Raw genomic sequence first — 25,206 nt, 5'->3', positions numbered from 1 at the left:
AAGGTTCGGGTATGGGGGAGTGAGCGGGGCGGGGGCGCGGGCATAGGTGCGGGTGCGGATCGCGCAGGCACGCCACGTAGGATTGACCGGTGACCGAGCCCAGTACCGACGGCCCTCTCCTAGGCCCCGCCGAGATTCGAGAACTCGCCGAGCAAGCGGGGATCCGCCCCACCAAGACGCTCGGTCAGAACTTCGTGATCGATCCCAACACCATCCGCCGGATCGTAGCCGCCGCCCACCTGGGGCAGGACGAACACGTCCTGGAGGTGGGGCCCGGCCTGGGGTCGTTGACGCTGGGGCTGTTGGCGGCGTCGTCGTCGGTCACGGCCGTGGAGATCGACCCGCCCCTCGCGCGGCAGCTGCCCCAGACCGTGGAACGGTTCTTCCCGAGCGCTGCGGACCGGTTGTCCGTGGTGGAGGCCGACGCCGCCCGCGTGCGTGAGCTGCCCGGCGAGCCGACCGCGCTCGTCGCGAACCTGCCCTACAACGTGGCCGTGCCGGTGCTGCTGCACATCCTGGAGACCTTCCCGACCGTGCGCCACGGGCTCGTGATGGTCCAGGACGAGGTCGCTGACCGATTGGCGGCCGGGCCCGGGTCGCGCGTGTACGGCGTGCCGTCCGTGAAGGCCAACTGGCACGCGCATGTGAGCAAGGCCGGGGTGATCGGCAAGAACGTGTTCTGGCCCGCCCCGAAGATCGCATCCGGGCTCGTGCGCTTCGAGCGCCGCGAGCCCCCGGTCGGCGAGTCGCTGCGCCGGGACACGTTCGCGGTGGTAGACGCCGCATTCGCCCAGCGTCGCAAGACCTTACGGGCGGCGCTGAGCGGCTGGGCGGGGTCCGGTGCCCGCGCCGAGGAGATCCTGCGCGCCGCCGGTGTGGACCCCGCCGCGCGCGGTGAGCGGCTCGACGTCGCCGACTTCGCCCGGATCGCGGCAGCCGCCGGGACCGTAAGTTCAGAGGGGACGGAGGAAGTGGCCGGAGCCGATAGCCGACCCGGAGAAGTTCCGGGGAACCTCACGACTACACGAACCGCGTCTGCCACTGGGACGGCGCCGGACGAGCACCCCGCGGAAGCCGTTGGGACCGCGCCCCGAGACGGGTCCGGAGCGAACGACGTACCTGCCACCGACCCGGGGGAGCACCCATGAGCCCCACACCGACCCGGGTCAGCGCGAGCGCCCCGGCCAAGACGAACCTCGTGCTGCACGTGGGCAGCCCCACCCCGGACGGTTACCACCCCCTGGAGACCCTCTTCGTGGCCGTGGACCTGCGGGAAACCGTGACGGCCTCCGTGAATCCCGCGCTCGCCCGTCGTGGGGTGGGGATCCGCATCACCGTGGAGGCCGAGCGCGGTAGCGAGTACGCCCGCATGGTGAGCGAGGGAACCGCCCGCCTCTCCGATGTCCCCCTGGACGGGACGAACCTGGCCGTGAAGGCCGCGCTCGCGGTGTGTGAGGCGCTGGACGTCCCCGTGCCCGGACTCGAGCTGCATGTCCGCAAGGCCGTGCCGGTCGCCGGCGGCATGGGCGGGGGATCCGCGGACGCCGCCGCCGCGCTCGTGGCGGTCAACGACCTTGTGGCCCGCCACGCGGGCGTCGCCTCAATGGATACGGACGAACTCCTCCGACTGGGCGCCGGCCTGGGCGCCGACGTGCCGTTCATGCTCCTGGGAGGCGCCGCGATCGGCCGCGGCACGGGAACCGAGGTGGAGTCGGTGGCCGCGGAGGAGCAATTGCATTTCGTGTTCGTCCCCCAGGACCAGGGCCTGTCCACACCGGCCGTGTACCGCCAGTGGGATGCCAATCACACGGTGACGAACGCGTCGACGAGGAGTGCCCCGCGCACCGGCATCGCCCCCGACCCCGTCCCCACCGCGGTGCTCACGGCCTTGGCCGACGCGGACCCCGATGCCCTCGCCGCCCGGATCCGCAACGACCTCCAGGGCCCCGCGATCCAGTTGCTACCCGAACTCGAGGGGCTGCTCAACCACGGCGTGGAACTGGGTGCGCTCGCCGGATGGGTCTCCGGGTCGGGCCCCACGGTATGTTTCCTGGTGCGATCGCGGGATGCCGCGCGCCGCCTCGTGCTCGACTTCGTGCGGGAACACCGCCACGCCCTCGCCGTGGCCGGCCCCGTGCCCGGCGCGCGGGTCGAATCGCGCGAATGAACCCGCCCGCCGGGGTGTCCCGGGGCAGAATCGGGTCAACGTAGGCGCGTCACCACGGTTTCGAGGTCTGGGCCGGCCCGGGCGGTGCACTCCCCGAGCCCCCGGGTGAGGAGTCAGTCTTGGCCATCCGTCCGCAGCAGGCCCATCCCGTTCCCGAGCCACTCGTGCGCGCACTCGAGGCCCTGCGTCACGAGCTCAACATCCCCGACGACTTCCCACCGGCCGTGCACGACGCCGCCGTGGCCGCTGCCGCCGCACCGCGCCTACCGTCTCTGGACCGCACGGACCTCGAGCTCGTCACGATCGACCCGGAGGGCTCCCGGGACCTGGACCAAGCGGTGCTCATCGACACCGCGGATACGGGTTTCACCGTGTGGTACGCGATCGCCGACGTCGCCGCGTTCGTGCACCCGGGCGATCCGATCGATGTCGAGGCCCACCGCCGCGGCCAGACCCTCTACGCCCCGCACCAGCGCACGCCGTTGCACCCTCCCGAACTCTCGGAGGACGCCGCGAGTCTGCTGCCGCACACCGTGCGCCCCGCCGTGCTGTGGGAACTGGGGCTGGACGAACAGGGCGCACTCCGCAGCACATCGGTGCGGCGGGCCCTCGTGCGTAGCCGCGCCCAGCTGACCTATCGAGAAGTACAGGATCGGCTGGACGCGGGGACCGCGGGCCCGTCCCTCACACTGTTGCGCACCGTGGGGCAATTACGGGAACGGATCGAACGGGAACGCGGCGGGGTGAGCCTGCGCATCCCCGAGCAGGAAGTGGTGATCGATCACGAGCAGTGGCGCGTGGTCCACCGCAGTGCGCTGCCCGTGGAGGGGTGGAACGCCCAGATCTCGCTGCTCACGGGCATCGCCGCCGCGCAGTTGATGCTCGACGCCGGCACGGGCCTGTTGCGCATCTTGCCCCGCGCGGCCGACTCCGCGATCCGCAAACTGCGGGCCACGGCGGCCGCCCTGCGCATCCCGTGGCCCGAGGACGTCAGCTACCCGGAATTCGTGCGCGCACTCGATCCGCAGCTCGGGACCCACGCGGCCATGCTGCACGCGTGCACCCTGTTGTTTCGGGGGGCCGGTTACGAGGCGTTCCACGGCGCGGCCCCGGAGCATCGCGAACACTCGGCCCTCGCGACGTCGTACGCGCACGTGACCGCGCCGCTGCGCCGACTCGTGGACCGCTACGGGAGCGAGGTGTGCCTCGCGATCAGCGCCGGGAACCCCGTTCCCGACTGGGTGCTCGAGGCGCTGCCGCAGCTGCCGGCCGAGATGGAGGCGTCCGCGCGCAAGGCCTCGGCGTACGAGCGCGGGATCGTGAACATGGTCGAGACGCTGGCGCTGTCCGCGCACGTGGGCGAGGAATTCACGGCCACCGTGGTGGAGGTCAAGGACGACGGCGCTCGCGGCACCATCGTCATCCGCGAACCTGCCGTTGAGGTCATCCTCAAGGCCCCCGATTTGCCGCTCGGCAAAGAGGTCCGGGTGCGTCTCGTGCGGGCCGACGTCGCGGAGGGCCGCGCCGAGTTCGAACTCGTGTCCGACGTCGCCGGGTGACGCCGCCTGGTCCGGTACCTCGTCGCAGTGACCGGTCAGGCGGTGTCGTTAGCCTGGGAGAGAAGTGATGACGAACGATAGGAGGCAGTCATGTCCGTGGTGAAGATCAATGCCATCGAGGTCCCCGAGGGTGCCGGCGCCGAGCTCGAGGCCCGGTTCGCGGCGCGCAAGCACGCGGTGGACGGTGAGCCCGGTTTCGAGGGGTTCCAGCTGTTGCGCCCGGTCGCGGGGGAGAACCGCTACTTCGTGGTGACCACGTGGGCCACCCAGGAGGACTTCGAGGCGTGGCGGGACGGTAATGCCAAGGCCGCCCACGCCGGGGGTCAGCGCAAACCGGTGGCCACGGGTGCGTCGCTGCTCGAGTTCGAGGTCGTGGACCTGTAAGGCTCCCGGACTGGATCGGTCGGGAAGCGGCCGCGGTAGTAGCTGGGCGTGACGCCGAAGTGCCGCACGAACGCGCGGCGCAGGGTTTCGTCCGTGCCGAAGCCGGACAGTCGCGCGGTGTCCATGACGCCGTGCCCGCGGTCCAGCAGAGACTTGGCGGTTTCGACCCTGACCTGTTCCACGAATTTCCCCGGCGATACGCCCAGCTCCGCGGTGAACAGCCGGCTCAGATGGCGCACGCTCATGTGCGCGCGCCGGGCCAGCTCCGCCACCGGGGGTGCGGCCGCGGGGTCGCTCACGATATCGGCGCACAGCTCGCGCAGGGGAGCGGACGACGGCGCGGGCCAGTCCAGCGCAGCCGAGAACTGGGACTGCCCTCCCGCGCGCTGCATGTAGACCACGAGTTCCCGGGCCACGCCGTGGGCCAAGTTCCGCCCGTAGTCCACGGCCACGAGTGACAGGGCGAGGTCGATCCCGGACGAGATGCCCGCGCTCGTGAACACGGCTCCGTCCCGCACGTACAGCTCGTCGGGGTGTACGGTCACTACCGGGTAGCGGCGGGCCAGCTCGGCGGCGTGACGCCAGTGGGTCGTGGCCCGGCGTCCGTCGAGCAGGCCCGCCTCGGCCAGCGCGAACGCCCCGGTGCACACGCTCGCCACGCGGTCGCTATGGTCGGCGACGGCGCGCACTGCCGTGACGACGCCGTCCGGCACCGGGCGCGTGGCGAGGGATTCTCCACCGGCCACCAGCAGCGTGCCGATCCGGGGTGCGCCCTCCAGATCCGCGAGTGATTCGGTCGCGATCCGCGCGCCCACCGACGTCTCGACGTCTCCGCCGGACGGCGAGACGAAGCGCACCGCGTAGTCGGCACCCGCGGAGTTGGCCGCGGCGAAAACCTCAGCGGGTCCGGAGACGTCCAGCAGGGTGACCCCGGGGAACAGCAGAACGACGACGTGACGGCGGGCTGTCATGTGTTCAGTATGTCCGAATCCGAGGGGTTCCTGTCACTGTGGACCTGGCGGACGGGTGTGCAGCGAGCCCACAATGGAGAGGTGGGGCAGCGCGGCTCCTCAGCTGCAGCGGCCCCTGCCCGCCCATGCACGGCCCGCCCAGAACAGGACTCAGCTCATGACCGACACCATTTCCGGCATCTCCGTCCCTGACAGCAAACTCGCCCGGGAGATCACCGAGTACATCCGGGACAACGAGGACGACCTGCTCTACCACCACTCCCGCCGCGTGTTCTTCTTCGGCGCGCTCGTGGGGCAGGCCCACGACCTGAGCGTGGACCACGAGCTGCTGTATGCGGCGGCCATGTTCCACGATCGCGGCCTCACGGATACTTACTCCGACTCCATGCTGCGTTTCGAGGTGGACGGCGCGAACGAGGTCCGCGAGTTCCTCCTGGAACGCGGTGCGTCGCAGGAGCGGGCGCACAACGCGTGGCTCGGGATCGCGCTGCACACGACCCCCGGGGTGCCCGAGTTCATGGCCCCGGAGATCGCGCTCGTGAGCGCGGGTGTGGAGACGGACGTGCTGGGCATGCACTTCGACGAGCTCACGGACGCCCAACGGCAGGCCGTGGTGGAGGTCCATCCCCGCCCGGACTTCAAGAAACGGATCCTCAAGGCGTTCAACGACGCCAACGTGCACCGCCCGCACTCCACGTTCGGGAACATGAACGCGGACGTGCTGGAGCACTTCGACCCGGAATTCAAGCGCGACAACTTCGTGGAGATCATCAAGGCGAATCCCTGGAGCGAGTGAGCTCCGGCTCGCTCGTCTACTCCAGCGCCTCGCCCAGCTCGAGCCATCGCAGCTCGAGTTCGTCCAGCTGCTCCTGCAGTTCGGACTTCTGCGCCGCCAGCTCGCCGAGCCCTTCGAAGTCCGAGGGGTCCGCGGCGGCCATGGTCCCGTCCAATGCCTCGATCTGCTCGCCGAGTTTCTGCATCTTGCGTTCGACGGCGCCCAGTTCCTTCTGCGCGGCCCGCGCCTGCGCGCCAGACAGCCGCGGCTCGGAGGGGGCGGCGCCGTCGGAGGCAGGGGCAGTGCCAGAGGAGGAAGAGGACGCCGCAAGCGGGTTGGACGCCCCGGAGGAACCGGCTGCGGTGCCGGACGCCGCGGTCGCCGAGAGGTTGAGGTACTCCTCGACCCCGCCGGGCAGGTGCCGGAACCGGCCGTTGATTACCGCGTACTGCTGATCGGTCACCCGCTCCAGGAGATAGCGGTCGTGGGAGACCACCAGCAGGGTCCCGGGCCACGTGTCCAGGAGATCCTCCATGGCGGCGAGCATGTCCGTGTCCAGGTCGTTGGAGGGCTCGTCCAGGATCAACACGTTGGGCTCGTCCAGCAGGATGAGCAGCAACTGCAGGCGCCGCTTCTGTCCACCCGAGAGGTCCTTGACCGGGGTCTTCAGCTGCGCGGAGGAGAACCCCAGCCGCTCCAGGAGCTGGGTGGGGGTCATCTCCTTGCCCTCGGTCACGTAGGAGGTCTTCTTCCGGGCGACGACGTCCGAGACCCGGTCGTTCGCGACGTCCTCGAGCTCGGCGAGCTGCTGGGTCAAGGTCGCGATCTTGACGGTCTTCCCGCGCTTGACCCGCCCCGTGGTGGGCTCCACGGCACCCGTGACGAGCCCCAGGAGCGTGGACTTGCCCGCGCCGTTGACGCCCAGGATGCCCGTGCGCTCCCCGGGGGCGATCAACCACGTGACGTCCTGCAGCACGCGTGTCCGCCCGGAGGCGCCAGGCGAAGAGGCGCCTGACGAAGCGGCAGTCGCGGCGCCGTCGTCGTCCGCGGAAGGACCGGACGGGCCGGACGAACCCGCGGAACCGGAAACGGCGGGGGAGGGGAACTCCACCGACACGTCCTCGATGTCCACCACGTCCTTGCCCAACCGGGACACCGCCATGCGGGACAGCGACACGGAATCGCGCGGCGGCGGGACGTCGGAGATCAACTGGTTGGCGGCGTCGATGCGGAACTTGGGTTTGGACGTGCGCGCGGGTGCCCCGCGGCGCAGCCATGCGAGCTCCTTGCGCATGAGGTTCTGCCGCTTCTGCTCCACCACGGCGGCCTGCCGGTCGCGCTCCACGCGCTGCAGCACGTACGCCGCGTACCCGCCCTCGAAGGGTTCCACGATCCGGTCGTGGACCTCCCACGTGTCGGTGCACACGGCGTCCAGGAACCAGCGGTCGTGGGTCACGACCACGAGCGCGCCGGCGTTCCTGGACCAGCGGTTGTTGAGGTGTTTCGCGAGCCACGTGATGCCGTCCACGTCCAGGTGGTTGGTGGGCTCGTCCAGGAAGATCACGTCCCAGTCGCCGGTCAGCAGGCTCGCGAGCGCGACCCGGCGGCGCTGCCCGCCCGAGAGCTGCCCCACGGGGGTGTCCCAGTCCACGTCCGAGACGAGCCCGGAGATCACGTCCCGCACCTTGGGATCCGCGGCCCACACGTAGTCGGGCACGTCCCCCACCACGGTGTGGCCCACTGTTTGGTCCGGGTCCAGCGTGTCGGCCTGGTCGAGCATGCCCACGGTCGTCCCGCTGCGCACGGTCACCCGCCCGGAGTCCGGTGCGATGCGCCCCGCGAGCAGTCGCATGAGAGTGGACTTGCCGTCCCCGTTGCGACCCACGATCCCGATCCGGTCGCCCTCGTCGATCCCCACGGTGACCGAGTCGAACACGGTCTTGGTGGGGTACTCGAGATGTAAGTTTTCTCCGCCGATCAGATGAGCCACCCGGCAAGGATACAAGCGCGCACCGACGGGCCGCGGCGTCGTCCCCCCGTCCCACGGGCGTGCGAGACTGTGTGCCATGCACGACGCAACAGGACGCGGGGAGACGCCCGCGGGAACCGTCCTGGACGACCCCCAGGGCCTCGCCGCGGCGGTGGCCCGGATCCGTGAGTTCCCGGGGCCGGTGGAGATCACGATCGGCGGGGGCCACCCCGTGGGGCCGCACATGGGTTCGCTCGTGCGCCGCCAGACCGCTCTACGCCTGCGCGAGGCCGGCGCGGAACCCCTATTGTTGCGCGCGCCCGTGGCCGTGGACGACGACATCCCCGACGAGGGCGTGCTCGCGGCCGTGGACGACGCCCTGGAGCTGTGCCGCGGTGTGGGCGCCGGGTGGCTCGTGCTCGCCCTGGGCGGGGTGGCGCACCGGGGGCGGCAGCGGCGGCGGCTGTACTCGATGCTCGCCGCGCTCGCGGAAGCAGCGTCCCACCGCCAGGTCAAGCTCATGGTGCAGAACAGCACGGTCGTGGAGGAAGTGGGCATGCTCATGGCCCTGCTGGACCGCGAGTACGACAACGGCACGCTGGACGTCACCGCCCCGGACGTCACCTCCATGGCGTGGGACGTCTCGCGTTCCCGGGCCGCCGGACAGGCCGACAACGCCGCGTGGGAGTACGTGCGCCGCGCCGCCGCACGCGCCCCCGTGCTCGTGCGCGGGATCACCGTGGAGGATGCCGAGACCCTGTCCCGGGGGCTCCCCGGATTCGAGGAGAACCGTGCAGCGGGGCGGGTTCTGCTCGTGCTGACGCGATGAACGCAGATGATAAAGTGACGTCTCGTGCGTCCTCCGGGCGCACGCACATGTTGGCGCCCGCGGGTGACAACGCTCCGCCATGGTGTAATTGGCAGCACACCGGCCTTTGGAGCCGTGAGTCTAGGTTCGAGTCCTAGTGGCGGAACGCACGACACATCGAGGCGTAGATGGCCCCCACCGCCTCACGAGCAACCAGAGGAGTCTGCTCCGTGAGCACCATTGACACCGCGAGCACCGGGCAGAACCCCGCCGCCGTCATCGTCCTGGCCGCGGGTAAGGGCACCCGCATGAAGTCCAAGACCCCCAAGATCCTGCATGAGATCGGGGGTCGTTCCATGCTCGGCCACGCCTTGAAGGTGGCCCGCGAGCTCGCGCCGCAGCGCATCGTGGCCGTGATCCGTCACCAGCGCGATCTCGTGGCCGAGCACATCGCGGCCGTGGATCCCGAGGTCCTGACCGCGGACCAGTCGGACGTCCCCGGTACCGGTTCCGCCGTGGACGCGGGCCTCGAGGTCCTCGACGCCGAGACCCCCGTGAGCGGCACTGTGCTGGTGACCTACGGGGACGTCCCCCTGCTCATGGTGGACACGCTGCGCGAGTTCGTGGCGCACCACGACTCCCACGGCAACGCCGTGACGGTGCTGACCGCCGATCACCCCGAGCCCGGCAAGTACGGCCGGATCCTGCGGGACGAGCGCGGCGAGTTCGCCGAGATCAAGGAGTTCAAGGACGCCACGGACGCCGAGCGTGCCGTGAGCGAGGTCAACTCCGGGATCTTCGCGTTCGACGCCGCGGTGCTGCGGGATGCGCTCTCCCGCGTGGACACCGACAACGCCCAGGCGGAGAAGTACCTCACGGACGTCCCGCGTCTCGCGCGCGAGGCCGGCCACCGCGTGGACGCACTCAAGATGACGGATTACATGGAGCTCGAGGGCGCCAACGACCGCGTCCAGCTCGCGGCACTGGGGCGCTACCTCAACCAGCGCACCCTGGAAATGCACATGCGCAACGGGGTGTCCATCGTGGACCCCGCGACCACGTGGATCGACGACACCGTGGAGCTCGAGGCGGACAGCACCGTGCTACCCGGGACCCAACTGCACGGGCGTACGCGGGTCGCGGAGGACGCCGTCGTGGGCCCCGACACCACCCTGACCGACGTGATCGTGGGCCGCGGAGCGCACGTCACGCGCACCCACGGCAGCGATTCCGAGCTGCGCGCGGGCGCCACGGTGGGCCCCTTCGCGTACCTGCGCCCCGGCACGGTCCTGGGCGAGGACGGCAAGATCGGCACGTTCGTGGAGACCAAGAAGGCCACGATCGGACGCGGCTCCAAGGTCCCGCACCTGTCCTACGTGGGGGACGCCACGATCGGGGAGAACTCCAACATCGGCGCGGCCTCGGTCTTCGTGAACTACGACGGCGTGGCCAAGCACCACACCACGATCGGCAACGACGTCCGCATGGGTTCGGACAACATGTACGTGGCCCCCGTGACCGTGGGCGACGGCGCCTACTCGGGTGCCGGGACCACCGTGCGCAAGGACGTCCCCGCCGGGGCCCTGGTGCTCACGGAGGGCAAGCAGGTCATCGTGGAAGGATGGGTGCAGGAGCACCGTCCCGGAACCGCGGCGGCACGCGCGGCCCAGGCCGCTCAAGACTCTGACCGCGACGACCACGCCTGAGTCCGGGCGCACGGCACGCGAGCAGTGATCCACAGGAATTCAAGGAAAGCGAGTTCACATGACCGGCATCACCAACACGGGTTCGAACCGCATGGTTCTGCTCTCGGGTCGGGCCCATCCCGAACTCGCCAACAACATCGCCCGTGAGCTGGGCACCGAACTGGTCCCCACGGACGCGTACGACTTCGCGAACGGCGAGACCTACGTGCGCTTCGGTGAGTCTGTGCGCGGCGCGGACGCGTTCCTGATTCAGTCCCACCCCGCTCCCATCAACCAGTGGTTGATGGAGCAGCTCATCATGCTGGACTCCCTCAAACGGGCGTCCGCCAAGTCCATCACCGTGGTCAGCCCGTTCTACCCGTACGCGCGCCAGGACAAGAAGCACCGCGGCCGCGAGCCCATCTCCGCTCGCTTGATCGCGGACCTCTACAAGACCGCGGGTGCGGACCGGCTGATGTCCGTGGACCTGCACACCGCGCAGATCCAGGGTTTCTTCGACGGACCCGTGGACCACCTCATGGCCATCCCGTTGCTGAGCGACTACGTGCGCTCCGTGGTGGATGTGGACAACGTGACCGTGGTGTCCCCGGACACCGGCCGTGTGCGCGTGGCCGAGCAGTGGGCCGAGCGCCTGGGCGGTGCCCCGCTCGCGTTCGTGCACAAGACCCGGGACATCACCGTGCCCAACCAGGCGGTGTCCAAGGAGGTCGTGGGCAACATCAAGGGCCGCACGTGCGTGCTGATCGACGACATGATCGACACCGGCGGAACGATCACCGGCGCCGTGAAGGTGCTCAAGGACCAGGGCGCGAAGAACGTGATCATCGCGGCCACGCACGCCGTGTTCTCCGGTCCCGCCGTGGGGCGGTTGTCCTCGTGCGGCGCGGACAAGGTGGCCGTGACCGACACCCTGCCCGTGCCCCCGGAGCACCAGTTCGAGAACCTCGAGGTGCTCTCGATCGCCCCGCTGATCGCCCGTGCCATCCAGGAGGTCTTCGAGGACGGATCGGTCACCAGCCTGTTCAACGGCCGCTCCTGACAACCGCCGGTGACCGCTACGACGCGGTTTCCGGTACGACGAAGGCCGGGGCGGCACACGCCACCCCGGCCTTCGTCGTACTCGGGAGTCGTGGTGTCCGGGGCGCATCACCCCGGACACCACGGCATCACAACCGGCTGATCCGGGTCCCGCCGTAGACGGTGTTGTACCCGATCACGTATCCGTTGGAGAACTGCTGACGGATCTCGTAGCCCGCGCGGTACTCGTCGGTCGTGGGATAGCCCAGGCCGCGCTCCATACCGGACTTCGCCCAGCGCTGACCGATCGCGCCGTACTCCTTGATCGCGCGCGAACCCGTGCGCGGCGACCACATGAGCTTGGTGGACTTACCGGACGGGGTACGGAAGACCTGGTAGGCCCCGCCCGCCAGCGAGCGCTCCTCGGTGATCGGGAAGCCGTAACCGCGTTCCCGTCCGGCGCCGATGAACTTCCCGCCGATGCTGCTCGTGTTGCGCACCATGTGCCCGCCCGTGGTGCGGTGCCAGTACGCGGTGGACTTCACGCCGTTGCGCACGAACTCTTGGTACCGGCCGCCGTTCGCGGCGTTGGCCTCGGGGCCCACCGGGGTGCCCCACTTCGCGGCGCCGCCCGTGGCGCGGTAGATCGCGCCGATGCCGCCGGTCACGGAGTAGCCGGTCGCGCGCCCGCCCAGCGGCTTGTAGTTCGACGACGACGCCAGGGCCTGCAGCTGCGCCCACGAACCGCCGTACACGTTCGAATCACCCGAGAAGGGCCCGCTGTCCGTGTACTGCCAGATGTCGTAGCGCGACCAGCCGTTGGGGTACCACTGGGGTGCCATGACGCCGTAGGACGCGAGGTGCAGGGGGTGGTCGTTGAACTGCGCCGTGTTGCCCGTGCAGGTCTGCCACCAGTCCGCGGTCGTGTAGATCGCGGGCAGTCGACCAGTGCGCTGCTTGTAGCGGTCCGAGAAGGACTTGATCCACGCGGTCATCTGCGGCTGGGACATGTTGTAGCACGTGCCACCCAGGGAGGCGTACGGGTTGTACTCGATGTCCAGCAGGCCGGGCAGGGTCTTGCCGTCCGAGGACCAGCCGCCGCCGTTGTTGATGAAGAAGTCCGCCTGGGCGGCACCCGAGGACTGTGAGGGCAGCGCGAAGTGGTACGCGCCGCGGAACATGCCCACCTCGTACGAGCCCATGTACTGGTCGTCGAAGGCCTCGGAGTGATAACCGGTCCCCTCGGTGGCCTTGACGTAGGCGAAGCGTGCGCCAGCGGCGTATTCCGCGCTCCAGTTCACGGCAGGCTGCCACCCGGAGACGTCCATGCCCTGGATCCCGGCCGGGATCCAGTTGTTCTCCCGGATCACAAGGGACATGGAACCGGCCGGGCCGATGCCCGTGGTGCCCGCGGCCTGCGCGGCGGCACTCGCGGTGGCCTTCGGGTTCGCGCTCGCGGACGGCGTGGCGGGGGTCTTGGGCGACGGCGCCGCGGTCGACGGCGCGGCGGAGGGTTTCGCCGCCTCGGGGCCCAGGACGTTCTCGGCCACCTTGTCGAGTTCCTTCTCGGACGCCTCCGAGAGGTTGGTCGTGGTCGCCATGGACTTCATCTTCTGGCCCATGGTCGCGCCGGGATTCTTGTCACCGGTCTTGGGCGGGGCCGTGGGCAGCTGGGGGTCCTTGACAACCGTCTCGAGTTCGTGGGTTTCCACGGAGACCACTTTCCCCTTCTCGGGATTGAGGTTCTCCGCGGGATCGTTGGCCGCCGTGGCGGGCATGAAGGTGGTCAGTACCAGGACCGCGGCGGTCACGGCAGCGGGCAGCACTGATTTTCGGGGGGAGATCATACGCGTAGCCTTTACTGCGTGTGGGGGGAGCCACTCGTTGGGGGGAAGGCGAGCGGCCAGGGGGACGCACTAGAAAGTGTAAGTGGTCACCCAGGAATTCGATGTATCTCACACGCAACGGGCATCACGATTGCATTTCGAGAAGAAATACTTCTGATTTCGACCTCAGTAGGCGCCTTCGGATGCGAAGACCGCACGCACGGTCCGCAGCATGATGATCAAGTCCTGCACCGGCGACCAGTTCTCCACGTAGTACAGGTCCAGGCGCACGGTCTGGTTCCAGTCGAGGTCCGAGCGACCGGAGACCTGCCACAGGCCAGTGATCCCGGGGCGCACACGCAAGCGGCGGTAGACGTGCTGCTCGTACTTGTCCACCTCGCTGGCCAGCGGCGGGCGGGGCCCCACGAGGGACATGCTGCCGTTGAGCACGTTGATGAACTGCGGCAGCTCGTCCAGGCTGAACCGGCGCATCCACTTGCCGGGTGCGGTCACGCGGGGATCATCCTTCATCTTGAAGAGCACGTCCCCCTGAGACTCATTGGCGGCCATCAGGGCGGCCTTGCGTTCCTCGGCGTCCGTGTACATGGAACGGAACTTGAGCATCCGGAACCGGGTGCCGTCAATCCCCACGCGCTCCTGCGCGAAGAACGCGGGACCGCCGTCGTGCGCCTTGATCAGGATGCCCAGCACGAGCATCACGGGGAAGAGGATGATCAGCGCGGCCAGAGAACCGGTGACGTCGATGATGCGCTTGACGATCTTCTTGGACCGGGTGAAACGCGGGGTGGCCACGTGGATCAGCGGCAGACCCACGAGCTGCTGGGTGTGGATCCGGGGGCCGGCCACGTCCGTGAGCCCGGTGTTCATGACCAGTCGGATCCGCTCGTCCGCGAGCGCCCAGCCCAGGTGGCGGATCTCAGTGGTGTTCAGGGGTACGGCGGCGGCCATCACGAGCGTCTCGATGTCGTGCTCGCGGCACGCCTGCATGATCCCCTGGACGCTCGGGCGTTCCTCCGGCGCGAGTGCGTTGACGGGTACCCGCACGGAGTGCAGGGACCGCGGCAGTTGGTGGTGCGAGGTGGGCATATAGACCGCCACGGGGTTGAACCCGGCGTCCGGGCGACTCTGCAGCTCTCCAACAAGTTCCACCGCCCCCGGGAAGCGACCCACCACCATGGTGCGGGACATGTTGAGCCCGTTCTTGCGCCGCTGCATGAGTTGACGCCGCGCCCACATGCGTCCTGCGAAAAGGGCCAGTGTGCCGAGAGGCAGCGCGATCAGGATGTACCCGCGCGCCGTGGGCACGTTGAAGGCGTAGGAGGCGATGGCGATCGCGGCGAACAACGTGAGCGAGGTCGTGACGAGCTGCTTTGCCTCCTCCGCGCCGTTACCGATCAGCCGCACACCGCGGGTGCCGCGCAGCTCGAGCCACAGCCACCACCCCACGGCCAGCAGCAGCCCCACGAGCCAGTAGGGCACGGGCAGCACGTCCACCTGCAGCAACCCCTGCAGCCAGCCGAACCGCAGGGCCTGGGCCGCGGCGAGCGCGAGCACCAGGGACAAAGCGTCGTAGATCCTCAGTTCCGTCTGGTAGCTCTCGCGCCACGACAGGTGCTTGTGCTTCTGGCTTGCATGTTGGAACACGGTCGACGAACCTTCCCCCAAAACCGTTCGACGGCGAGACGCCCCACGCGCTCGCTCCGATGCGTGGACCGTTCCCAACGAGTCCCCGCACCGCGGTGTTCATCTCCCCCGAGATTTACGCCCGCTAATCAGTCAACATACTCTCTCACCTGCTCGAATATCCCCTGAGTTCATGAATCGGTACAGAATTGTGGACATGTGACGTCCTTGACGGGGCCGCGTCGTCGCCCGCTTGGGGGTCAAACCCGGAGGCGGCGCCGGGGGTGGGGCACGTGCTATCGTGGGCCCGTTGCCAAGGCGAGGGGGCGGTCGTCCCGCCCCGTTATCGACGACGGCTTGTGGATCCTTACGATCCACCGCGACCGGTGAGTGCATCCCGAGCGGTGGGCGAGTGGGGTACCGCACCACGTCGGTCGTAACAACGTTCGGGACGCACGGTGCGAGCACCTCCACCGTGACTCGGACGGTCTGACGGTAACCAACCAGACCCACGATCGAAGGAGAACCGCCATGGTGGACGTCATCACCATTCCCGCGACCCTGCGCACCGAGTTCGGCAAGGGCTACTCCCGCCGCGTGCGCGCCAACGACCAGATCCCCGCCGTGATCTACGGCCACGGTGCCGAGCCGCTGCACGTGATCCTGCCGGGCCACGAAATGATGCTTGCGTCCCGTAACTCCAACGCCGTGCTCGAGATCGACGTGGACGGCGAGGGCCACCTCGCGATGATCAAGGACGTCCAGCGCCACCCCGTGCGCCCCGAGATCCTGCACATCGACCTGCTGACCGTGCGCCGCGGTGAGCGTGTCGAGGTCGAGATCCCCGTGACCGTCGAGGGCGAGGTCGCCGCGACCGCCGTGCACAACGTGGAGGAGAACGTCCTGCTCGTCGAGGCCGACGCGCTGAAGGTTCCTGAGAACGTCGTCGTGGACATCGAGGGCCGCGAGGCCGGCGAGCACGTCTACGCCGCGGACGTGACCCTGCCCTCCGGTGTCACGCTCGTGTCCGACCCCGAGCTGCTGGTCATCAACGTGTCCGAGCCCGTGGAGCAGGACCTGGGTGAGGAGCCGGAGACCGAGGACGCCGAGGTCGAGACCGCGCAGGAGTCGGCCGAGGAGTCCTCGGACGACGAGTGATCCGAGTGATCGCCCGTCCGTAACGGGTTGAGGCGATGTGATGAGCGGCGGCAAGCACCACGTGTGCCTGCCGCCGCCGTCGTCTCCGGGTCCGGACACGGGGACGGCAACGAACAATCCGACACTCGATACGGTGCGGGACGAACGAGCGGGGCCCCCGCCCGGAAGAAGGGACACGAGATGACGCAGCGGACGCTGGTCGTGGGACTGGGCAACCCGGGGGACCGCTACGCGGGGACCCGGCACAACATCGGTGCCATGGTCGTGGCCGAACTCGCGCAGCGCGCCGGCGTGAAACTCTCCGCCCACAAGGCGCGCGCCGCCGTGGCGGAGACCCGGATACGTCCGGGGGCGCCGCGACTCGTGGTGGCCCAGCCCTTGAGCTACATGAACGTCTCCGGGGGGCCTGTGAGCGCGCTGGCCAAGTACTACTCCCTGGGAGCGGACGAGCTCGTGGTGGTCCACGACGACGTTGACCTGCCCTTCGGTGCCGTCAAGCTCAAGCGCGGTGGTGGGGAGGGCGGTCACAACGGGCTGCGGGACATCACCAAGGCTCTGGGGACCAGGGATTACATCCGGGTTCGCGTGGGCGTGGGTCGACCCCCGGGACGCATGGATACCGCCGATTATGTGCTCAAGCGATTTTCCGGCGCGCAGGCCAAAGAACTGCCGCTGCTCGTCTCCGACGCCGCCGACGCCGTGGAAATGCTCAGCGAGCGGGGACTCACCGACACGCAACAGTACTTCCACGCCAGATTGTCCTGACACCGGGCCGGGTTCTCGCGTCCGGCCCGCGCCGGCCGGTGACACCGCGGACCCAGCCCATAGTGACGGTGGGCTCAACACTGCGTAATCACCATTCGTCACCGTGCTCGCACCGGACTACGGTCGAAATGCCCGCAGCGTTCGTCAAGGAGCGGAAGCTCGTAAGAAGGAGTCATGCCCACAACCCCCTTGGACAACGAGCAGGTCTTGAGGCTGAAGCAGGATTTCCCGCTGCTCACCGAATCGCAGGTGGCGGGTCATCCGCTGGTGTACCTAGACACCGGTGCCACCTCCCAGGTGCCCCTGGCGGTCGCTGACGCGGAACGCGACTTCACTCTGCATCATCGTGCAGCAGTCCACCGCGGCGCCCACACGCTGGCCGTCGAGGCCACGGATCTCTTCGAGGACGCACGGGCCACGATCGCGCACTTCGTGGGTGCGGACCCTTATTCACTGGTCTGGACCTCCAACGCCACCGAGGGGCTGAACCTGCTCAGTTACGCGATGTCCAACGCGACCGCAGGTTCCAATGGTTCCGAGAACGCGGAGCGGTTTCGAGTGGGGCCCGATGATGAGATCGTCACGACCCAGGCGGAGCACCACGCGAATTTGATCCCGTGGCAGGAACTGGCAGCCCGCACGGGTGCGAGCCTGCGCGTGGTTCCCGTGGACGCGCGCGGTCTGATCACGCCCCAGGCGGTTGCCGACACAGTCTCGGAGCGCACCAAGCTCGTCGCGTTCACTCACGTGTCCAACGTGACCGGTGCGATCACGGATGTGCAGGCCATCGTGGGGGAGGCCCAAAAGATCGGCGCGCTCACGGTTCTCGATGCGTGCCAATCCGTGCCGCACATGCCCATAGATTTTCCCGCGCTCGGCGTGGACTTCGCCGTGTTCTCCGCGCACAAAATGCTGGGTCCCACGGGCATCGGCGCGCTCTACGGTCGCCACGAGTTGCTCAATGCGCTGCCCACGTTCCTCACCGGCGGCTCCATGATCACCGAGGTCACCACCGAGCATGCTCGCTATCTGGACTCGCCCGTCCGCTTCGATGCCGGTACCCAGCGCATCAGCCAGGCCGTCGCCTGGGCTGAGGCCGTGCGATACCTGCAGGCGATCGGCATGGACCGGATTGAGGCGTGGGAGGCCGAACTCGGCCGCCAGTTGGCACGAGGTGTCACCGAGATCGACGGCGTTCGTCTCCTCGGTCCCGAACCCGGGATGGAGCGCGTGGGCCTGGTCAGCATTGACGTGGCCGGGGTGCACGCGCACGATGTGGGTCAGCTCTTGGATGCCGCGGGAATTGCCGTGCGCGTTGGTCACCACTGCGCCCAGCCGCTCCACCGCGAATTGGGCCTCACGGCCAGCACACGCGCAAGCACGTATTTGTACAACACCACCGACGACGTCGATCGCTTCCTCGACGAGCTTTCGCGTGTTCGCGGCTACTTCCGGGCGGAGGGCGCATGAGCGCTGAATTGGACCAGCTGTACCAGACCATCATTTTGGAGCACTCGCACAAGCGCAGTGGGGAGGCGGGCCAGGACGTTTCATCCGCTGGTGAGCGCAGCGGAGTGTCGCATCAGTACAACCCCACGTGCGGTGATGAAATCACCGTGCGGGTGACGGTGACAGGCGGGGAGACCCCCACGGTGGAGGCCGTGGAGTGGAACGGCGAGGGCTGCTCGATTTCCATGGCGGCGGCGTCGGTGTTAGCGGAAACGGCACCGGGAATGAGCCTGCCCGAGCTGGACACGTTGATGGAGCACTTCCGTGACATGCTGCGGTCGCGTGGCCAGGTGACTCCGGATGAAGAGATCCTGGGCGACGCCGCTGCTTTCGCGGGGGTGTCCAAGTTCGTGGCGCGCGTGAAGTGCGCGATGCTCAGCTGGGTGGCCGTCGAGGACGCCGTGAAGCACGCGGCGTCCAAGACCGTCTAAACGGTATCTAGTGACCCGTCTGTCGCGGAGGGGTTGCGGGCCGGGGCCTCCCTCACAGAGATTCCTGGGTTACCGGACATGCCCGGCCTGTCCAACAGTTGTGGGAGGCCCCGGTGTTTACAGAGCGTACGAGCGTAGGGCTGGATGTGCACGCCCGATCGGTAGGGGCAGCAGCCATCGACGGGGTGACCGATGAACTACTCCAGGCCCGGCTGACTTCAGATCACGATCACATTCGGTCCTGGATACGCCAGCTGCCCGGGCCGGTGGCGGTGACCTACGAGGCCGCCCCATCGGTTTCGGGTCATCTCGGGTGTTGAACGCAGACGGGATCCGGTGTGTGGTGGCGGCCCCTCGAAGCTGCAACGGACTTTTGGGGACCGGGCGAAAACTGATGCGAAGGACGCGGTGCACCTGGCCTGGTTGCTGCGTTTGGAGGAGGTCACTGGCGTGGTGGTGCCGTCGGTGGAACAAGAAGTCGCCCAGGATCTGGTACGGGCCCGGGAGGGCTGCCGTTCAGATCTGATGCGCGCCCGCCACCGGGTCTCGAAGCTGCTGCTACATCATGGGATCGTCCATGAAGGTGGGGCAGGCTTGGACCGGGGCCCATCACGCGTGGCTGGCCCGCCAGTACTTGGGATCCCCGGCCACGCGGATGGCTTTTGATGCCGAGCACGAGACGGTTCTGGCCACTGCGGGCCGCCGTGACCGACTGGATCAAGTGATTACCCAGATGGCCGCCGAGTCCCAATTCGCCGAGGTCGTCCACCGGCTGGGGTGCTTGCGCGGGATCTCCACACTGGCCGGCTTCGGACTGGCCGTGGAGATCGGGGACTGGCACCGCTTCACCGGTAACACCATCGGGGCCTTCGTCGGGCTGGTGCCCTGCGAGCACTCCTCCGGAGCCAGCAGAGCACGAGGACCGATCACCAAGACCGGTAACACCCATGCCTGGCGGCTGCTGGTCGACGCAGCCTGGCACCACCGCCGGGCATACTGCATCGGCAAGATCATGCGGGACCGCTGGGACCTGGCCCCGGCTGCAGCTCGGGCCCGCGGCGATGCCAGCAACCGCAGATTGCGCAACCGCTGGGTTCGGATGCTTGAACGGAAGAGGCGCTCCACGATCGCTAACGCGGCTATCGCACGGGAGCTGGCCGGGTGGTGCTGGTCCTTGGCCGTGATGGATGAGCAGATGGGCGGGGCCGCCACCGGATAGGTCTCCCGCCCCTACAAGCCGTCCCGCCGGTGGTCCCGGGAGGTAGCGCGTGGAGCGACCCGCGATACAACTATGAGCAGCAGCACGACGTTCCTGTTGCGGTGCCACGTCAGTTGTCGTAGACGCCCGGATCCACGCCGTGGGTCCGGATTTTCTTGTACGTGGCGTTGCGGGTCAGCAGCATGATGCCACCCATGACGGCGGCCAACATGGAGCCGAACAGAATTCCCGCCTTGGCGTGGTCTTTGTGGGGGCTGCCGGTGCCGAAGCTCAGCTCGGCCACGAGCAGGGACACCGTGAAGCCGATACCGGCCACGACCGACATGCCGAACATGTCGGTCCAGGTGTAGTCGTTGTCCTTGACCGCTGGGCTGAACCGGTCCATGAGCCATGGATGCGCCGAAGATCCCCACGGGTTTACCGATCAGCAGACCGGCCACGATACCCAGCGCCACGGGATCAGTGGCTGCGGACTTGATGCCCTCGATGCCGTCCACGGCGACGCCGGCGGATAAGAACGCGAAAATGGGGATGACCAGGCCGTTGGATAGCGGGCGGAAACGATGCTCGAGGGCCGGGGCCAGGCCCATCTCGGGGTCCTCGTGACGGATGACTCGGGGAGTGGTCTTCATGACGGGCACCATGAACCCCAGCAAAACACCGGCAATGGTGGGTAGGCAGGGCCGAGCCCACGACCACCAGGACGGCCACAGTGCCGAGTGATGAGCGGCGGCAAGCACCACGTGTGCCTGCCGCCGTCGTCGTCCCCGGGTCCGGACACGGGGGCGGCAACGAACAATCCGACACTCGATACGGTGCGGGACGAACGAGCGGGGCCCCCGCCCGGAAGAAGGGACACGAGATGACGCAGCGGACGCTGGTCGTGGGACTGGGCAACCCGGGGGACCGCTACGCGGGGACCCGGCACAACATCGGTGCCATGGTCGTGGCCGAACTCGCGCAGCGCGCCGGCGTGAAACTCTCCGCCCACAAGGCGCGCGCCGCCGTGGCGGAGACCCGGATACGTCCGGGGGCGCCGCGACTCGTGGTGGCCCAGCCCTTGAGCTACATGAACGTCTCCGGGGGGCCTGTGAGCGCGCTGGCCAAGTACTACTCCCTGGGAGCGGACGAGCTCGTGGTGGTCCACGACGACGTTGACCTGCCCTTCGGTGCCGTCAAGCTCAAGCGCGGTGGTGGGGAGGGCGGTCACAACGGGCTGCGGGACATCACCAAGGCTCTGGGGACCAGGGATTACATCCGGGTTCGCGTGGGCGTGGGTCGACCCCCGGGACGCATGGATACCGCCGATTATGTGCTCAAGCGATTTTCCGGCGCGCAGGCCAAAGAACTGCCGCTGCTCGTCTCCGACGCCGCCGACGCCGTGGAAATGCTCAGCGAGCGGGGACTCACCGACACGCAACAGCATTTCCATCCGAGCAACCCGGCCTGACCGCCCGTCACGAGTAACGCGCCCGCTCCCCGGATCGGGGGAGCGGGCGCGTCTCCTGTGCAGCGGTGTGTGGGCGTCAGTCCAGGGTGTCCGGGTCGTGGCCGGCCGCGCGCATCGCCTTGTACTTCTTGTTGCGCGTGGCCACGAGAGTGCCACCGATCAGCGCGGCGAGCAGGGAACCGCACAGGATGCCCACCTTGGCGTGGTCGCCGTGGGGGCTGCCCTCTCCGAAGCTCAGTTCGCCCACGAGCAGGGACACCGTGAACCCGATGCCCGCGACGATCGTCATGCCGAACATGTCGAACCACGTGTAGTCCCGGTCCTTCTCCGCGGACGTGAAACGGTCCATGAGCCACGCGGCACCGAAGATGCCGATGGGCTTGCCGAGCAGTAGACCGGCCACGATGCCCAGGGCCACCGGGTCCGTGGCGGCGGAGGTCACACCGTCCCAGCCGCCCACGGCCACACCCGCCGAGAAGAACGCGAAGACGGGGATCACGAAGCCGTTGGACAGCGGACGGAAGCGGTGTTCGAGCGCGGGCGCCAACCCCATCCGCGGGTCCTCCTGACGGATGATGCGCGGCTTCTGCTTGAGCACGGGGACCATGAAGCCCAGCAGCACGCCCGCGATCGTGGCGTGGATCCCGGACTCGTAGACCAGCCACCACGTCACCACACCGATGGGCAGCAGGATGACCCACGCGGCCCAGTGCCGGGCCATGAACCACCCCATGAACTTGTGGGTGAGGAACCAGTACAGTGCCAGCAGCACCGCGGCCCCACCCAGGAACGGGAAGTTCACGCTCTCGGTGTAGACGAACGCGATGATCGCGATCGCGATGAGGTCGTCCACGACCGCCAGGGTCAACAGGAACGTGCGCATGGCCACGGGAAGGGACGAACCCACGACCGCGAGCACCGACACCGCGAAGGCGATGTCCGTGGCGGTGGGGATCGCCCAGCCGTGCATCGCGGTGCGCTCCGAACCGGCGGCCAGGTTGACCCCCAGGAAGATCAACGCGGGAACGAGTACGCCGCCGCACGCGGCCACGACCGGCAGGATCGCCTTACGGATGTTGTGCAGTTCCCCGTCCACGAACTCGGCCTTCAACTCCAACCCCGTGAGGAAGAAGAAGATCGCGAGCAGCCCATCCGAGGCCCAGTGCCCCACGGTGTGCTGCAGCCCGGCCACACTCGGGCCCACCTCGGTGTCACGCAGCCCGAAGTAGACCTCCCCCCACGGGGAATTGGCGATCACGAGGGCCAACACCATGGCGATCAGAAGGAAGAGACCGCCGGTGGTGTCCCGGCGCAGGAAATTCGTGAAGGATCCACCGGAACCGGAGGACGTCTGCGTGTCTGTGCTCAAGACAAGGAACTCCCGTCACGTGGTTCACGGGTGAACCGCGGTTGTCGAATAGGACGAAGGATGGCCGGGCGGGCACCGATGGTGCCCGCCCGGCCATCCTAGACCCGCGAGGCGCTCAGTTCTTGATGATCCACGCCTCGGCCTGGCGGGCCTGCAGGGTCAGGGCCTTGCCGATGTAGGGCTCGGCGGCCGCGGCGATCTTCTTGCCCACGAGCGGGATGTTGGCCTGCACCTCACCGGTGACGTCCACCGAGGTCTCGTTCTCACCCAGGGGCTTGATGGTCTGGTGCGCGGTGGCTCCCACGGGCAGACCGGCCACTTTGATCTCGGTGCCCACGGTACGGGTACCGTCCGCGGCGGGGGCGCCGTACGTGTCCACCTGGGTGAGCTTCACCCCGCCCTTGACGAACTTCTGCGCCACGTCCGGCAGCTTGTCCGAGCCCATGCTGCGCACGGTGGTCGCCGTGAACGCCGTGGAGGTGTCCCCGTTGACCTCGAAGGACTCGAACTGCGTTCCGGCCAAGGCGCTCACGTGACGGACGAAGGCCTCGTCCACGAACGTGGCCAGGACGGTGTCCACGGGGGCCTTGATGGTGGTGGAAGCGTTGACGGACATGGTGCTCCTCAGGGTCGTCGCCGAATCGTCGGTTTCCGCGCGCCATGGGACACGGTGCGCGGGCTGCCCTCATCCTAGTCATCGGTCCCGCGACCGCGGCCTCCCGGATGCGCCGCGCAAGCCGGGAAACCGGCACAATGGACTGTGTGAACCCGCATCCCGCCTCCGCTCCCGTCCTGCTCGCGTGCGCCCACGGGACCCGCGACGAGCGGGGACAACGCGCCGTCGCCGCCCTGGTCGAGCAGGTGCGTGCGGCCCTTCCCGAGGTGGACGTGGTGGACACGTGGGTGGACGTCCAGGAACCCGACCTGGTGGCGCGCACCCGGGAACACGCCGAGCACCCCGCGGTGGTCGTGCCGCTGTTGCTCTCCGCCGGGTACCACGTGTTCGTGGACATGGCCCGGGCCGTCCAGTCCTCACCACAGCACGTCGTGGCCGCGGCACTGGGCCCCGACCGGCGCCTGGCGGGCGTGATGGCCCGGCGGCTCACCGAGGCGCTCGACGCCGCGGGCGCACCCGGTCTCGCACCGGCCGATCGCGTGCTCATGGTCGCGGCGGGATCCTCCGATCCCCGTTCGCGGGACGATTGCGAGCTCATGGCCCGATACCTCGGCGATGCACTGGGCACGCCCGTGACGGCCGCCTACCTCTCAGCGGCGCGGCCCTCGGTTCCCGATGCCGTGGCCGCCGCGCGCGCGGAGCTCGGTCAACACTCCGAACGGCCCGGCTCCCACGGTCGAGCATCGCGCCCGTACGCAGCGCAGAACTCGGAAACCACGTCAGCCGATGCCGGGCGCGTGCTGCTCGTCCCGTACCTCCTGGCGCCGGGCTTCTTCCACGGTCGCGTCCTCACGGCCGGCGGCGACGTCGTGGCCGAGCCGCTACTCGTCCACCCCGGATCGGTGCCCCCGGAACTCATGGAGCTCACTGTGGAGCACTACCGCGAGGCGGCCTCCCGCGCGTGATCGCACACGGCCTTGACCATGGCCCCCAGGCGGAACCGCTCGGGCACCACGGCGTTCGTGATGCCCGCTTCCTCGAGCGGTTGTACACACACCGGCCCGATCGCCACCGCGGTGCACCGGCCCTCGCGTAATGCGCCCACCAACTCGTCGTACGCGCCCACCGAGCGAGCGGCGTCGAACAGCGCGTCCACGGCGGGCGCGGCGGTGAACGTGACGTAGTCGATCTCCCCGGCCACGACGTCGCGCACGAGCCCGGCCAGTCGGGAACCCTCGTCCGCGGACTCCCACTGATAGGGCGCCACCACGCGCACCGCGATCCCACCCGCGCGCAACCGCTCGAGCTGCTCCTCGTCCGTGGTGCCGTGCACCTGCACGGTCACGGTCGCGGGGCGCTGCGCCGCGGGATCCCCCGCGAGCACGCGGCCCACGAGTTCCGCGGTGCGCCCGGACGCACCCGTGTACGCGCACGTCACGCCCTTGGCCTGCAACTGCCCCCGGGCCTTCGCTCCGCGTGCCATGACGACGACGCCGCGCAGCGTCTTCAGCAGCTCGTCACCCAGCCCTTCCTGCTCGGCCACGCGCAGCCACCGGTCGAAGCCGTAGCCCGTCGTGACGAGCACGGCGTCCGGGGGAGTCGCGATCGTCTCGCGCACGGTGGCCAACACGGCGTCGTCCTCGTCCACCGGGGCGAGCTTGAGCGCGGGCGCGTGGAGCACACGTGCCCCGTGGCGTTCGAACGCCCCGCCCTGCTCGGCGGCGCGGCGATGCGCGGTCACGGCCACGGTCAGTCCGGTCAGGGCGGGGTGCTCAGCTGTTGTCATATCTCCAGGGTACGAGCGGGCCGCCCGGTGCGAGTCCGGCCGTGGGAACGGGTGTCGGGTCCGCGCGCTCGCGTACG

At 68.7% G+C, this 25,206-nt stretch carries 23 protein-coding genes, 1 tRNA gene and 1 pseudogene; 16 read left to right on the top strand and 9 right to left on the bottom strand.

Features of this window, described 5'->3' with window-relative positions:
- Positions 1-89: 89 nt before the first annotated feature.
- From rsmA to Q9R22_RS00830, 4 genes are all read left to right on the top strand, one after another.
- Positions 90-1,148, top strand: coding sequence for a 16S rRNA (adenine(1518)-N(6)/adenine(1519)-N(6))-dimethyltransferase RsmA (rsmA, locus tag Q9R22_RS00845; RefSeq protein WP_131333279.1), 1,059 nt, complete (start codon positions 90-92; stop codon positions 1,146-1,148).
- A complete protein-coding gene (locus Q9R22_RS00840) occupies positions 1,145-2,167 on the top strand; it encodes a 4-(cytidine 5'-diphospho)-2-C-methyl-D-erythritol kinase (RefSeq protein ID WP_131333278.1) in 1,023 nt (340 codons plus the stop codon). The genes rsmA and Q9R22_RS00840 overlap by 4 nt, the downstream gene beginning before the upstream one ends.
- Before the next feature lie 119 nt (positions 2,168-2,286).
- Positions 2,287-3,726 carry an RNB domain-containing ribonuclease gene (locus tag Q9R22_RS00835; RefSeq protein WP_131333277.1) on the top strand — a complete coding sequence of 480 codons (1,440 nt, stop codon included), beginning with the start codon at positions 2,287-2,289 and terminating at the stop codon, positions 3,724-3,726.
- A gap of 90 nt (positions 3,727-3,816) precedes the next feature.
- Positions 3,817-4,110 (top strand): antibiotic biosynthesis monooxygenase, encoded by a 294-nt coding sequence (locus tag Q9R22_RS00830; protein WP_085106956.1) that lies wholly within the window; start codon positions 3,817-3,819, stop codon positions 4,108-4,110.
- Here the strand turns inward: Q9R22_RS00830 and Q9R22_RS00825 are convergent.
- Positions 4,050-5,081: a GlxA family transcriptional regulator gene (locus tag Q9R22_RS00825; protein ID WP_131333276.1), complete on the bottom strand. Its 1,032-nt coding sequence runs from the start codon at positions 5,079-5,081 to the stop codon at positions 4,050-4,052. The genes Q9R22_RS00830 and Q9R22_RS00825 overlap by 61 nt on opposite strands.
- A 157-nt stretch (positions 5,082-5,238) precedes the next feature.
- Between Q9R22_RS00825 and Q9R22_RS00820 the strand changes: the two genes are divergently transcribed.
- On the top strand, positions 5,239-5,877 hold the full coding sequence (locus tag Q9R22_RS00820) for an HD domain-containing protein (RefSeq protein WP_131333275.1): 639 nt from the start codon (positions 5,239-5,241) through the stop codon (positions 5,875-5,877).
- Positions 5,878-5,893: 16 nt separating this feature from the next.
- On the opposite strand, the gene Q9R22_RS00815 is transcribed toward Q9R22_RS00820, so the two are convergent.
- Positions 5,894-7,846, bottom strand: a complete 1,953-nt coding sequence (locus Q9R22_RS00815) for an ABC-F family ATP-binding cassette domain-containing protein (protein WP_131333274.1) — start codon at positions 7,844-7,846, stop codon at positions 5,894-5,896.
- A 76-nt stretch (positions 7,847-7,922) separates the two neighbouring features.
- Here Q9R22_RS00815 and Q9R22_RS00810 point away from each other — a divergent pair, with 76 nt between their 5' ends.
- The 4 genes from Q9R22_RS00810 (at position 7,923) to Q9R22_RS00795 (ending at position 11,378) form a co-directional block, all read left to right on the top strand.
- Entirely contained in the window at positions 7,923-8,654 is a 732-nt protein-coding gene (locus tag Q9R22_RS00810) for a hypothetical protein (protein WP_131333273.1), read from the top strand.
- 73 nt (positions 8,655-8,727) lie between these two features.
- Positions 8,728-8,799 (top strand) — tRNA-Gln (locus Q9R22_RS00805).
- A gap of 64 nt (positions 8,800-8,863) precedes the next feature.
- Entirely contained in the window at positions 8,864-10,339 is a 1,476-nt protein-coding gene (glmU, locus tag Q9R22_RS00800; protein ID WP_396415654.1) for a bifunctional UDP-N-acetylglucosamine diphosphorylase/glucosamine-1-phosphate N-acetyltransferase GlmU, read from the top strand.
- Between the two features lie 58 nt (positions 10,340-10,397).
- A complete protein-coding gene (locus Q9R22_RS00795) occupies positions 10,398-11,378 on the top strand; it encodes a ribose-phosphate diphosphokinase (protein WP_131333272.1) in 981 nt (326 codons plus the stop codon).
- 127 nt (positions 11,379-11,505) lie between these two features.
- Here the strand turns inward: Q9R22_RS00795 and Q9R22_RS00790 are convergent, their stop codons facing one another.
- Together Q9R22_RS00790 and Q9R22_RS00785 are read right to left on the bottom strand one after the other, a co-directional pair.
- Positions 11,506-13,203 (bottom strand): GH25 family lysozyme, encoded by a 1,698-nt coding sequence (locus Q9R22_RS00790; RefSeq protein WP_131333271.1) that lies wholly within the window; start codon positions 13,201-13,203, stop codon positions 11,506-11,508.
- 165 nt (positions 13,204-13,368) lie between these two features.
- Positions 13,369-14,847 carry a sugar transferase gene (locus Q9R22_RS00785; protein ID WP_131333270.1) on the bottom strand — a complete coding sequence of 493 codons (1,479 nt, stop codon included), beginning with the start codon at positions 14,845-14,847 and terminating at the stop codon, positions 13,369-13,371.
- Between the two features lie 510 nt (positions 14,848-15,357).
- Between Q9R22_RS00785 and Q9R22_RS00780 the strand changes: the two genes are divergently transcribed.
- The 5 genes from Q9R22_RS00780 (at position 15,358) to Q9R22_RS00760 (ending at position 19,908) form a co-directional block, all read left to right on the top strand.
- Positions 15,358-15,984 carry a 50S ribosomal protein L25/general stress protein Ctc gene (locus Q9R22_RS00780; protein ID WP_311253938.1) on the top strand — a complete coding sequence of 209 codons (627 nt, stop codon included), beginning with the start codon at positions 15,358-15,360 and terminating at the stop codon, positions 15,982-15,984.
- A gap of 180 nt (positions 15,985-16,164) precedes the next feature.
- The gene (gene pth, locus Q9R22_RS00775) at positions 16,165-16,749 is read left to right on the top strand and encodes an aminoacyl-tRNA hydrolase (RefSeq protein WP_311253937.1); all 585 of its coding nucleotides are present in this window, start codon (positions 16,165-16,167) and stop codon (positions 16,747-16,749) included.
- Between the two features lie 174 nt (positions 16,750-16,923).
- Complete coding sequence (locus Q9R22_RS00770) at positions 16,924-18,219, top strand: SufS family cysteine desulfurase (protein WP_311253936.1); 1,296 nt, start codon at positions 16,924-16,926, stop codon at positions 18,217-18,219.
- Entirely contained in the window at positions 18,216-18,689 is a 474-nt protein-coding gene (sufU, locus tag Q9R22_RS00765; protein ID WP_311253935.1) for a Fe-S cluster assembly sulfur transfer protein SufU, read from the top strand. The genes Q9R22_RS00770 and sufU overlap by 4 nt, the downstream gene beginning before the upstream one ends.
- Before the next feature lie 577 nt (positions 18,690-19,266).
- Positions 19,267-19,908, top strand: a complete 642-nt coding sequence (locus tag Q9R22_RS00760; RefSeq protein ID WP_311253934.1) for a transposase — start codon at positions 19,267-19,269, stop codon at positions 19,906-19,908.
- A gap of 109 nt (positions 19,909-20,017) precedes the next feature.
- Here Q9R22_RS00760 and Q9R22_RS00755 read toward each other — a convergent pair whose 3' ends face one another.
- Positions 20,018-20,293, bottom strand: a complete 276-nt coding sequence (locus tag Q9R22_RS00755) for a Na+/H+ antiporter NhaA (RefSeq protein ID WP_311253933.1) — start codon at positions 20,291-20,293, stop codon at positions 20,018-20,020.
- Positions 20,294-20,372: 79 nt separating this feature from the next.
- Positions 20,373-20,540 (bottom strand): annotated as a pseudogene (locus tag Q9R22_RS00750) (Na+/H+ antiporter NhaA); the annotation flags it as partial.
- Positions 20,541-20,770: 230 nt separating this feature from the next.
- Here Q9R22_RS00750 and pth (Q9R22_RS00745) point away from each other — a divergent pair.
- Positions 20,771-21,358: an aminoacyl-tRNA hydrolase gene (gene pth / locus Q9R22_RS00745; protein ID WP_131333268.1), complete on the top strand. Its 588-nt coding sequence runs from the start codon at positions 20,771-20,773 to the stop codon at positions 21,356-21,358.
- Positions 21,359-21,434: 76 nt separating this feature from the next.
- Here the strand turns inward: pth (Q9R22_RS00745) and nhaA are convergent, their stop codons facing one another.
- The gene (nhaA, locus tag Q9R22_RS00740) at positions 21,435-22,727 is read right to left on the bottom strand and encodes a Na+/H+ antiporter NhaA (RefSeq protein ID WP_311253932.1); all 1,293 of its coding nucleotides are present in this window, start codon (positions 22,725-22,727) and stop codon (positions 21,435-21,437) included.
- Between the two features lie 115 nt (positions 22,728-22,842).
- Complete coding sequence (locus Q9R22_RS00735) at positions 22,843-23,343, bottom strand: DUF2505 domain-containing protein (protein ID WP_131333267.1); 501 nt, start codon at positions 23,341-23,343, stop codon at positions 22,843-22,845.
- Positions 23,344-23,489: 146 nt separating this feature from the next.
- Between Q9R22_RS00735 and Q9R22_RS00730 the strand changes: the two genes are divergently transcribed.
- Entirely contained in the window at positions 23,490-24,308 is an 819-nt protein-coding gene (locus Q9R22_RS00730) for a sirohydrochlorin chelatase (RefSeq protein ID WP_396415653.1), read from the top strand.
- On the opposite strand, the gene Q9R22_RS00725 is transcribed toward Q9R22_RS00730, so the two are convergent.
- Entirely contained in the window at positions 24,281-25,129 is an 849-nt protein-coding gene (locus tag Q9R22_RS00725; protein WP_131333265.1) for a uroporphyrinogen-III synthase, read from the bottom strand. The genes Q9R22_RS00730 and Q9R22_RS00725 overlap by 28 nt on opposite strands.
- Positions 25,130-25,206 lie beyond the last annotated feature (77 nt).

The organism is Kocuria sp. PD6 (genome assembly GCF_031844145.1).
In the GTDB taxonomy this organism is placed as follows: domain Bacteria; phylum Actinomycetota; class Actinomycetes; order Actinomycetales; family Micrococcaceae; genus Kocuria; species Kocuria marina.
This window is presented reverse-complemented; position numbering and strand designations above follow the sequence as displayed.

Bases quoted from the DNA above. Each gene is read 5' to 3' on its own strand.
- Q9R22_RS00840 (WP_131333278.1), top strand. From the start codon at position 1,145: ATGAGCCCCACACCGACCCGGGTCAGCGCGAGCGCCCCGGCCAAGACG.
- Q9R22_RS00830 (WP_085106956.1), top strand. From the start codon at position 3,817: ATGTCCGTGGTGAAGATCAATGCCATCGAGGTCCCCGAGGGTGCCGGC.
- Q9R22_RS00825 (WP_131333276.1), bottom strand. From the start codon at position 5,081: ATGACAGCCCGCCGTCACGTCGTCGTTCTGCTGTTCCCCGGGGTCACC.
- Q9R22_RS00820 (WP_131333275.1), top strand. From the start codon at position 5,239: ATGACCGACACCATTTCCGGCATCTCCGTCCCTGACAGCAAACTCGCC.
- Q9R22_RS00810 (WP_131333273.1), top strand. From the start codon at position 7,923: ATGCACGACGCAACAGGACGCGGGGAGACGCCCGCGGGAACCGTCCTG.
- Q9R22_RS00795 (WP_131333272.1), top strand. From the start codon at position 10,398: ATGACCGGCATCACCAACACGGGTTCGAACCGCATGGTTCTGCTCTCG.
- Q9R22_RS00790 (WP_131333271.1), bottom strand. From the start codon at position 13,203: ATGATCTCCCCCCGAAAATCAGTGCTGCCCGCTGCCGTGACCGCCGCG.
- Q9R22_RS00780 (WP_311253938.1), top strand. From the start codon at position 15,358: ATGGTGGACGTCATCACCATTCCCGCGACCCTGCGCACCGAGTTCGGC.
- pth (WP_311253937.1), top strand. From the start codon at position 16,165: ATGACGCAGCGGACGCTGGTCGTGGGACTGGGCAACCCGGGGGACCGC.
- Q9R22_RS00770 (WP_311253936.1), top strand. From the start codon at position 16,924: ATGCCCACAACCCCCTTGGACAACGAGCAGGTCTTGAGGCTGAAGCAG.
- sufU (WP_311253935.1), top strand. From the start codon at position 18,216: ATGAGCGCTGAATTGGACCAGCTGTACCAGACCATCATTTTGGAGCAC.
- Q9R22_RS00760 (WP_311253934.1), top strand. From the start codon at position 19,267: ATGAAGGTGGGGCAGGCTTGGACCGGGGCCCATCACGCGTGGCTGGCC.
- Q9R22_RS00755 (WP_311253933.1), bottom strand. From the start codon at position 20,293: ATGGACCGGTTCAGCCCAGCGGTCAAGGACAACGACTACACCTGGACC.
- pth (WP_131333268.1), top strand. From the start codon at position 20,771: ATGACGCAGCGGACGCTGGTCGTGGGACTGGGCAACCCGGGGGACCGC.
- Q9R22_RS00735 (WP_131333267.1), bottom strand. From the start codon at position 23,343: ATGTCCGTCAACGCTTCCACCACCATCAAGGCCCCCGTGGACACCGTC.
- Q9R22_RS00725 (WP_131333265.1), bottom strand. From the start codon at position 25,129: ATGACAACAGCTGAGCACCCCGCCCTGACCGGACTGACCGTGGCCGTG.